Annotated in this window: 2 protein-coding genes; one reads left to right on the top strand and one right to left on the bottom strand. The window is 58.4% G+C overall.

Going from position 1 to position 10141, the window contains the following annotated elements:
- Window positions 1–78: 78 nt before the first annotated feature.
- Entirely contained in the window at window positions 79–8919 is an 8841-nt protein-coding gene (locus tag LAT62_RS14510; RefSeq protein WP_293385495.1) for a glucoamylase family protein, read from the bottom strand.
- 171 nt (window positions 8920–9090) lie between these two features.
- Between LAT62_RS14510 and LAT62_RS14515 the strand changes: the two genes are divergently transcribed.
- A partial coding sequence (locus tag LAT62_RS14515) for a GMC family oxidoreductase (protein WP_293385498.1) occupies window positions 9091–10141 on the top strand: 1051 nt, incomplete at its 3' end.

Raw genomic sequence — 10141 nt, forward strand, 5'->3', positions numbered from 1 at the left:
GCCCACGGCCTACAATTGAGCCACCCTGTAGGCGCCGGCCTTGGCCGCGCTCGGGCGAAGAGGCGCGCAAGCGTCTTCCTACTGCGTACACATCTCGCCAAGCTGTACGTCCACAAAATGATCCTGGTGGTCGTTGACCAGCGGAATGCGCTGATCCAGGCACTCGTTGTTGTCTACCTGCACACGGGTGACGGGCTGGATTGTGCCATCGTGACTCTCTGCAACGTCTTTTACCGATTGGGTGACTGTTATGTGATATACGGTATCGCGATAGCGGTAGTGTATCTTGTAGATTCCCCAGTCGGCGGGAATGCAGGGTACAAGGCGCAGGAAGTCACCTTCCCGCTGCAGTCCTAGCAGGGTCTCCACTGTGAGTTGATACATCCATCCGGCCGCACCGGTATACCAGGTCCAGCCGCCACGTCCGGCGTGTGGCGCAACACCGTAGATGTCGGCACACATGACGTAGGGTTCTACCTTGTACCGCGCGATGGCCTTTGGGGTGTCGCCATGGGCAATCGGGTGCAGCATGTCGAACAGCTCCCAGGCTCGCTCAGTATCGCCAATCCGGGCAAAAGCCATAGTGGCCCAAACGGCGGCATGGGTATATTGACCGCCGTTTTCCCTGACACCAGGTATGTACCCCTTGATGTAGCCGGGCTCCAGACTTGAGGTATCAAAGGGCGGGTCCAGCAGTTGTATGATCTTATGGTCGCGGCGCACCAGGCGTTGGTTTACGGACTGCATGGCCTGGCGTGCGCGGCCGGGTTCGCCGCCGCCAGAAAGGATTGACCAGCTTTGGCTGATGGAGTCAATCTGGCATTCGTCGTTGCTGGCGGATCCCAGTGGAGTCCCGTCGTCGAACCAGGCGCGCTTGTACCAGGCGCCATCCCAGGACTGATCCTCTATGTGCGTGATCAAGCCTGCAGCCTGGCTACGGCAGGTCGCTGCAAAGTCCCCGTCTCCTCGTTGCTGTGCCAGTTCGGCAAAGGAGGTCAGGTTGTCATACAGGAACCAGGCCAGCCAGACACTCTCGCCCTTGCCGTCTTTACCGACCAGGTTCATGCCGTCGTTCCAGTCGCCACAGCCCATCAGGGGCAAATGATGGGCGCCAAAGCGCAGTCCATAACGGATGGCCCGCACACAGTGCTCATAAATACTCGCCGTTTCCGCTGATTGACTTGGCTGGTCATAGTTGGCTTCTTCTCCTGCATACAATGCCCGACCCTCCAGGAAGTGGACTTGCTCATCAAGAACCCCGAGATCTCCGGTGGTCAATACATAGCGGCAGGCTGCATAAGGTAGCCACAGGTAGTCGTCGGAGAAGCGGGTGCGCACGCCCTGTCCATTGGGCGGATGCCACCAGTGTTGCACATCGCCTTCGCTGAACTGTCGCCCTGCGCAGCGCAGCAGCTGTTCTCTGGCGAGCCAGGGTGTGGCATGAATGAGAGCGAGGGTATCCTGTAACTGGTCACGAAAGCCGAAGGCGCCGCCAGACTGGTAATTGCCGCTGCGTGCCCATAGCCGGCAGGAGATGGTCTGGTAAACCAGCCAGCCATTCGCCAGTATATTGAGTGCGGTGTTGGGTGTTTCGACGTTTACCGCACCAAGAGTATGCTTCCAGTATTCCCAGACTGCTTCCAGTGCCTGGTGTGCACTCGCCGTGCCGCTGTATTGCTGGATCAAATGTCGAGCTTCGTCGGCATTGGCGGCAGCACCGAAAGTAAATACGATCTCGCGCGTCTCTCCGGGAGGAAGCTCAACCATGGTCTGCAGCGCTGCGCATGGGTCGAGGCCGGCGCCGGTGATGCCCGACAGACACGTGCGGCGCATTGCGGCGGGTTTGGCCAAGGCGCCATTGCGGCCGATAAATTCGGCACGGCTGCCACTGACGGTGCGGTCCCGGTCGTTGACATGGGCAAACACGATCCGATCTGCGCATTCCCGACCGTAAGGATTTCGGGCAAACAGCGCACCGGTATGAGCGTCCGCTTCAGTGACAATATGCATGGCGGTGCTGTGACGCCACTCGCCCATGACAAGCTCCCAAAAGCCGGTCGCTGAAAGCTGGCGGGTAGTTGCGGAAGGGTTGTGCAGTTTTAGCACCACGAATTTCACTGGTGCATCCATAGCGACATAAGTACTCAGTTCCGACCGGATGCCCGCTTCTTGATGCTCGAACACGCTGTAACCAAAGCCATGCCGACAGACATAGCCTGTGCGCCCTCGGGTCGGCAGGGGTGTGGGTGACCAGTAAGCGCCGGTTTCCTCGTCGCGCAGGTAGATGGCTTCGCCACTCTGGTCCGAGAGTGGATCGTTGTGCCAGGAAGTCAGTCGGAATTCATGGGCGTTCTCCGCCCAGGTGTAGGCGCTGCCACTCTCACTGACCACGGTGCCGATCTGAGGGCTGGCTATAACGTTGACCCAGGGCGCAGGTGTGGTCTGGCCGGGCTCCAGCAGGACGACGTATTCCCGCCCATCAGGTGTGAATCCGCCACGGCCGTTGTTGAAAACAAGATTTCTGGAGGGCAGTGACTCAGCAGGCTCATCCAGCCTTGGGAATTCGGGTTCCAGCCAATCCGGGTAGCGCTCTGGCGTGACGCGTCGTTCCACTTGCTCCGCCAGCGACTTCCCTGAGTCACTGAGAACTATGCGGGCAACGGCTTGCAGCAGAACCCATTCCTCCTTGGTCAGTTCCTCGGCGCGACGCAGGAAAACGCCCCCCGGCTTGTCGATCAGTTGTGCGCCCGGTCCGGCGCTGATCAGGCCCATGATTTGCTGATGCAGGTCAGCCCGATAGCCGGAGAAGTCTTCGTTTACTATCACGAGGTCAGCATTAAGCCCCTTCATGCGCCAATAGGTATGAGCCTTCAGTATCTGGCTGACCAGGGCTATACGACTGACATCACCGATATGCAGCAAGATGATGGCCAGATCACCCGAGATGCCGAATCGCCATAGACTGGACTGGCCCAGTGAATTGCGTGCAATACGCTCGGGTGAAGCACGGCGCTGGGCGTGGCTATAGATCAGGGCACTGGCGAGGCGCCCGTATAGCTGGGCCTCCGCTTCGCTGGCATTCAGGTGGCGCAGTACATCCTGGCTCTTGAGGCCAGCCATTTCGAAGGCACGTTCCACGAAGTGACGATCGCAGTATTTTTCGATGAGACTCAGTGCAGCATCGCGAGTGTCGGCGATACCGGTGATAATTTGCACCCCGGAAGTTTCGTCCGGGTCGAGAGTCAGCGTGCGGCGGATGGCAACAATCGGGTCAAGCACCGAACCCTGAGTATTCGACAGAGCGTTGTTGGCGTAGGAGGGCTCAACGGCAGACCGGTCGCGGGTACGCGCCAGTGCGATTGGATTGGCTGCGGTGCGGCCGCGACCGACAAACGCGGAACGATCTGTTTCATAGGTGGTTGCACCCGCCTCGGCTTCCGGTGCAGCAAGCAGGTGAAACATCCACGGCACCTGTTCGCCCGGCGTGCGCGCACGCCGGGTGCAGAGGATGGCGCCACGGTCTGGTAGAATTTCGGTCTGCACAAACAGGTTGCTGAAAGCCCGATGTGCCAGGTCGGCATTGAGGTTGGCCAGTACCACCTCCGCGTAGCTGGTCACTTCGATGCGACGGCGTCGCGAAGACTGGTTGGTCAGCGTAATGCGACGGATCTCGACATCGTCTTCCGGAGAAACACTCAACTCGGTATGAGTTTCGATGGCCTTGTCACGTCTCCGGTACTCAGCGCGCGCCTGTACGAAAATGGCTTCGTAGTGATCGGCCTGACGCAGGGTAGGCTGATACGTGGCAGACCAGTATTTTCCGCTGTCGCTATCGCGCAGGTAGACAAAAGTACCCCAATTGTCGGCAGTTGTATCTTCACGCCATCGCGTCAGCGTCAGGTCGCGCCAACGACTCGTGCTGCCACCCGTGTGCGTGGCCATCACGTGGTAGCGACCGTTTGACAACAAATGTACTTCAGGCGCTGGGGTATTTGGATTGGCCAGCACGCGCATGATGTCCGCATCATCGGCATTGGGCGGGCGGGCCGTTGCACTGACTTCCGCCGCATGGGGATGCAGTGTTGCGCCGCGCTTCGGCACCCGTTCCTGCAGCAGCAGTTCCGTTGCCCTCGCCTGTGGGTCAGACATGAAGCGGCGTTGCATGGGCTGATCAAGCAGTACCTGTGCAAAGGCCAAAAAGCTCATGCCCTGATGGTGAACCATGAAGCTCTTCACTATCGCCCGAGCTTCATTACGCACGACCCGAGACGGCGTGTAATCAATGGCTTCATAAAAACCATATGCTCCGAGAAAGCCCTGCTCGGCCATGGACTGCAGATTTCGGCAGGCCTCCCCTGGTTTCACCATCAACGCCAGCGCACTGGCATAGGGGGCAATGACCAGGTCATCGCCGAGTCCGCGCTTGAACCCGAGGCCAGGTACACCAAAGGCCCGGTATTGATAGACCTGGTGCAGGTCGGTGGCGTTGTAGCAGGACTCGGAGATGCCCCAGGGGACCTGACGCTGACGACCATATTCAATCTGACGTTCAACCGCTGCCTTGCAGCTTTGCTGCAAAAGGGTGTCTGCAAAGCTTGGCATGATCAATTGCGGCATCAGATATTCGAACATGGAGCCGCTCCATGAAATCAGACTCACATTGCCACCGCGGCTGGTCAGCAGGCGACCGAGTGAAAACCAGTGTTTCTGTGGAACCTGCCCCTGGGCAATCAGCAGAAAACTGGCCAGACGTGCTTCCGACGCAAGAAGGTCATAGTGCGCCGGGTCGCGCCGCCGTTCACCCACATCGTAGCCAATGGCAAGCAGACTGCGTGCAGAGTCATAGAGAAAGTCGAAATTCATTGTTGCCAGGTCGCGGCACTTGAGTACCAGTTGATCGATCAGATTGCATTGCCTCAGTCCTTCCGAGCATTTCAGTTCCATCCGAAGGGGCAGTGCCTGGCGGGCTCTCATTTCAGGCAGGCACGTGGCTGGCTCTTCATGCAGTGTCTTGAGCTCTTCGTGCAGAGTCCTCAATTGATGATCGAATGCCTGCGCCCAGTATTGTCGCTCATCGGTTTGCTGGTCCGCGCGGCTGCCAAATGAGGCCAGGGCGTCAAAAAGCCCGCGGCGAAGGTGATAGATGTGATCGATTGCCGCCAGCGCGGACTCCAGAGTCCAGGGGACATCGCAATGGGCCTGGTATCGGATATTGTCCTGAAGAGTGCGAATGTTATCGGCTAGGGCAGCATTCAATCCGGAAGGCAGCAGTTTGACGAACACCTGAAGTGTGTCTTGCAGCCCCTCGAAGGCCGTCGGAGAAAATACCGGCTGTGCTTTCATTTCGAGCAGTCCTGCCTGCAGTGTCAGGAGGCTGCCAGCGAGATTGCCACTGTCTACTGACGAGATATAGTGCGGAGGCAGTATCTGCAGGGTACGAGTGTCATACCAGTTGTAGAAATGGCCGCGATACCGTTCCAGCTTGTCCATCGAAGCCAGAGTCTTGTCGAGGCGCTCAAGGCACTCCGCGACAGTAATATAACCGAAATCGCAGGCCGCCAGATCGGCCAGCAGAGACAGGCCCATGTTGGTGGGTGATGTTCTGGAGGCGATAGTCCTGAAAGGGTGCTCCTGAATATTGTCAGGTGGAAGCCAGTTGTCTTCAGGGCCGACAAAGTCAGCGAAGTAGCGCCAGGTACGCCGGGCGGAAAGGCGCAAAAACGCCTGTTGGTCCTTGCCCAGTCCTGCAGTGGGGGCCAGCAGCGGCTGACTGATCCACCAGGCGATGAGAGGCGAGATCAACCAGAGCAGCAGCAGAGGGGCCACAGGATACCAGGTTGTCGCAGGGGACATGACTGCAAGTGAGGCACTCAACCCGAGAGCAAGCGCCGGCGCAAACCACATTTCCTGATAGAAGCCGAAGATGGTGTGCTGCGCATTGCGGCGCTTGTAATCTGGCAGTTGCCACAACAGGAGTCCCCGTCGCGTAAACAATCGGCGTCCGCTGGAACGCAGTATGGCACTCAGATTTATCACCGCATCATAGGGCAAAAAGGCCAGTTCTAGCAGCGCCATGATCAGGGGAGTGTCGCTTGAACCGACAACCGACCTGATATGCGTCAACCATTCACGCTCGGGCGACTTTCGCAGCAGCTCTATCAGCCGGCCCATGATCGGAGGCAGTATCAGTGCGGTTACCGCAATCAGTGTCCAGAACCAGGTTTCGCCGAGGCCGGAAAGCCAGCCGCCGACCAGAAGTGCGAGCAAGGATGGCGCTATCAGGCTGCGTCTCAGATTGTCCAGCAGCTTCCAGCGCGACAGCGCCGAAAGCGGATTTTTGACGCGCTCCTTTTTGTCTGCCCCCTGCACCCGGGGCAGCAGCCAGCCGAGTAATTGCCAATCACCCCGGATCCAGCGATGGCGCCGGCTGGTGTCGATGGGCATGGTGGACGGATGATCTTCGACCAGCAATACGTCGGTTACCAGGGCGGATCTGGCGTAGCCGCCCTCGAGCAGATCGTGGCTCAGTATCAGATTTTCAGGGAACCGCTCGTCGATCGCCTGACGAAAAGCATTGACGTCGTAGATTCCTTTGCCGACGAAGGAGCCTTCGCCGAAAACATCCTGATAAACGTCGGACACTTCCCGAGTATAGGGGTCGATTCCGGAGTCACCGGTGTGCAACTTGCTGAAACGGCTTCGCCCGGCACTGAGCAGACTGATCGCGACCCCGGGTTGAAGGACGGCATGTCCCTCCACGATACGGCCCCGATGCGGGTCGTACACGGGTCGGTTGAGCGGGTGGGCCAGATTGCCAATCAGCGCACAGGCGGTGTCGCGGGGTAACTGAGTATCGGTATCCAGGGTGATCACGTACTGAATGGTGCGCAGCAGACGCTGATCGCCTGCGGTCTCTGAAAAGGCAGTGTCATCATCTTTTCTGAGTCGGGCATTGAACTGGGCCAGTTTGCCGCGCTTGCGTTCGTAGCCCATCCAGATCCTTTCTATGGGGTTCCAGAGACGTGGACGATGCAGCCAGAAGAATATGCAGGGCCGGTCTGCGTGGTAGGTCCTGTTGAGCGCAGCCAGGCCGGCATGCATTGCGGCGAGAATAGCCTCATCTTCCGCCAGTGCCTGTTCATCGGCGTCGGGAAAGTCGGTGAGCAGTGCAAAAAACAGGTTGCTGTCACGATTGCCCAGATAGCGGATCTCCATGGCCTCCAGCAGATCATCAACATCCTCTGGTTTACCCAGCAGGGAGGGGACCACCACCATGGTGCGATGTTGCTCTGGAATACCGGTAGACTGGAAATCGAGTCGCGGCAATGCGCGCGGTGGCAAGGTAAGCGTAACAACGCGGTTGGTAAGCGAGATGGCCAGCTTTGAAACCACAACCAGAAGTGGAATGATCAGCAGCCAGAGCCGCCAGTCACCGTTCATGAGTCCGCTCTGGTTGAAGCCTGTCGGGTCGACCTCCCACAGGGCCCAAACGACCAGCATGGCGAACAGGGCAGTGAACAGGCCGATGGGTGCAAGATAAAGCGGCAGACTCAATTGTTGGCCCAGACGAGACAATCGAGACGTCAGGGATGGCCGAAAGCCGACATCCTGCTCCAGCATCGGACGGCCGTGATCCATCAAATAGTATCCGACGTGGGCGCGGCGATCATGGTTGCCCATTTGCGTGGCTCCGAGTTTTGCCAGCGCAATGGCCTTCAGCGCCACCGTCCACTCGCTGCAATCCGAGCGTCGGGAGATGTCTTCCACGATGTGGCGGTAACGGTCCCGGGTGGCAAAGTCCTGCTGTCCATACCCTTCCGGTTGGCGCTGGTCTCCCAATGATGCCGGGTCTTCATGGGGCGGCAACTGATCATCAGGCTCGGCTGGTTTGCGTTGGTCTGGCCTGGCGCCGATAACGGCTTCGCAGTAGGGGTCGTTACGCAAAACCTTTTCGACGAGACTGAGTGACTCGACGCAAAGTGCCCAGTCCATGCCGTCGATAAAGCGCAGGCTGCCGATACTGTTGGCGATTGAAAGCTGATTTTCGGCCGCTAGTCGACTGTCCGCTTCTGATAGCCGAGCCGCGGTCACGCCCTGGTCTGCCAATTGCTGTTCTACCCAGGTCTGCACAAAAGCCATGGCAGGACCCTGTGCCTTCAGCCGGTCAAAGAACTCTTCGATGAAAGGGGCAGTCAGGGGTACATCGGCATGGGCGAACTCTGCCAGCAATTGGATCACCTGCCTGGGATCGCTCTCCGCCATGGCGATCATCCGGTCCGCCCAGTGAATGGCAGAGTCTTTCTCTTGGCGGCGCTGCGCTATATGCAGCCCGACGCGGCGCAGATTTTCCAGCAGGGCCAACTGCAGCATGTTTGGAAATGCCCACAATTCTCCCAGTTTAAGAGGCTCGACGGTTTGATAGGAGGCAATAAATCGGGTGGTGTTGTCCTTGTCAACGCGACCATCCATGTGCGAAATCAACTGCAGCGCCAGGTCATAGATGCGCGGCAGACCGGTGGACAGACCATTACTCAAACGGGGTAGCTGGCGGCTGAAGCCACGCGGCAGATGTCGTCGAACCAGAGTGATCTGCTGCTCGATCATGTAATAGTTGTCGAGCAACCAGGATTCAGCGGCGATGATTTGCTGGCCTGAGGCGGCCGTGCTGGTGACGACATCGTAGGCCGCCTGCAGAACACGTGCGTTGTCGTCCAGTCTGGGTAACAGTTGGTCTGGTCCCGGAGCGGTACCGATTTGATGCTGCTGTGCCAGTGTCACGGCATGGCGGGTCATTTGTTCGGTACTGAACAGTGCCGAACGAAGTAACTCGGTATCCCGGTCGTAACGCAGCGCATGGTGAGAGCGTGAAGACAGTTCGAACGCTTTGATTCTAATGGATTGTTTCCTGTTCGGTACCATGAGCTGAACACTGCTGAGACCAGCGTTCAAGATGTACCTATAGGCAGCAGGCGTCTGTGTGCTGGCGAACATAGTGATGCTTTGAGCACTACAGACAGGCACCTGGACCTGCTGTCGTTGCAGCCGGATTTCCGTTACTGTATGCGATCAGCCTCAAGCTCGAGCAATACCATGACCGAGAGTGCCCGCTCTGAATCGAATGACTACGATGTGATCGTTGTGGGTAGTGGGTTTGGTGGCAGCGTGGCTGCTCTGCGCCTCACGGAAAAAGGCTATCGGGTGCTGGTTCTCGAAGCGGGCAAACGCTACGACGAGTCGACGTTGCCAAAGACGTCCTGGCAACTGAAGTCATTTCTCTGGCTGCCCTGGTTGGGGTGTTTCGGCATTCAGCGCATCACTTTGCTGCGCAATGCCCTTGTGCTCTCTGGAGCGGGTGTTGGTGGTGGGTCACTGGTCTACGGGAACACCCTCTATGAGCCGCCACAGGCTTTTTATGATGACCAGCAATGGCAGCACATTACCGATTGGCAAGAGGAGCTTGCGCCGCATTACGATCAGGCAAAGCGGATGCTCGGGGTGGTCGACAATCCTACTCTGACACCGGCCGATGACGTCCTGCGCTCGGTGGCCAGAGAGATGGGTGTGGAACATACTTTTCGTACCACTCCGGTTGGAGTCTGGTTCGGGCAGCCCGGCAAGTCGAGTCCCGATCCCTACTTCGGCGGCAAAGGGCCGGCCCGAACCGGTTGTATCGAATGCGGAGAGTGCATGACGGGCTGTCGTCATGGGGCCAAGAATACCTTGCTGAAGAACTATCTGTGGCTGGCTGAGCAGGCTGGAGCGAAGATCAGGGATCGCGCCAGTGTAGATCGCATTCGCTTGCTGCCCGATGGAGGGTTGGCGGTGGATGTACGCCGTACCGGCAACCTCGGTGCACTGGGGGTCGGTAAAACGACCTATCGTGCTGCCGATGTGATATTGGCCGCCGGTACGCTGGGTACCCAGAAACTGCTGCATACCATGAAGGCCGATGGTGAATTGCCCGCTTTATCCGATCGGTTGGGGGAACTGACGCGCACCAACTCGGAAGCCATCATAGGCGCGCGGACCTTTCGCAACACCGCTGCAGGAGAGAGGCCTGACTTTACCCGGGGAGTGGCCATCACCTCTTCGTTCTATCCCGCCCCTGATACCCATATCGAGCCGGTACGCTATGGTCGAG

The sequence above is a fragment of the Natronospirillum sp. genome, assembly GCF_022565775.1.
Classification (GTDB): domain Bacteria; phylum Pseudomonadota; class Gammaproteobacteria; order Pseudomonadales; family Natronospirillaceae; genus Natronospirillum.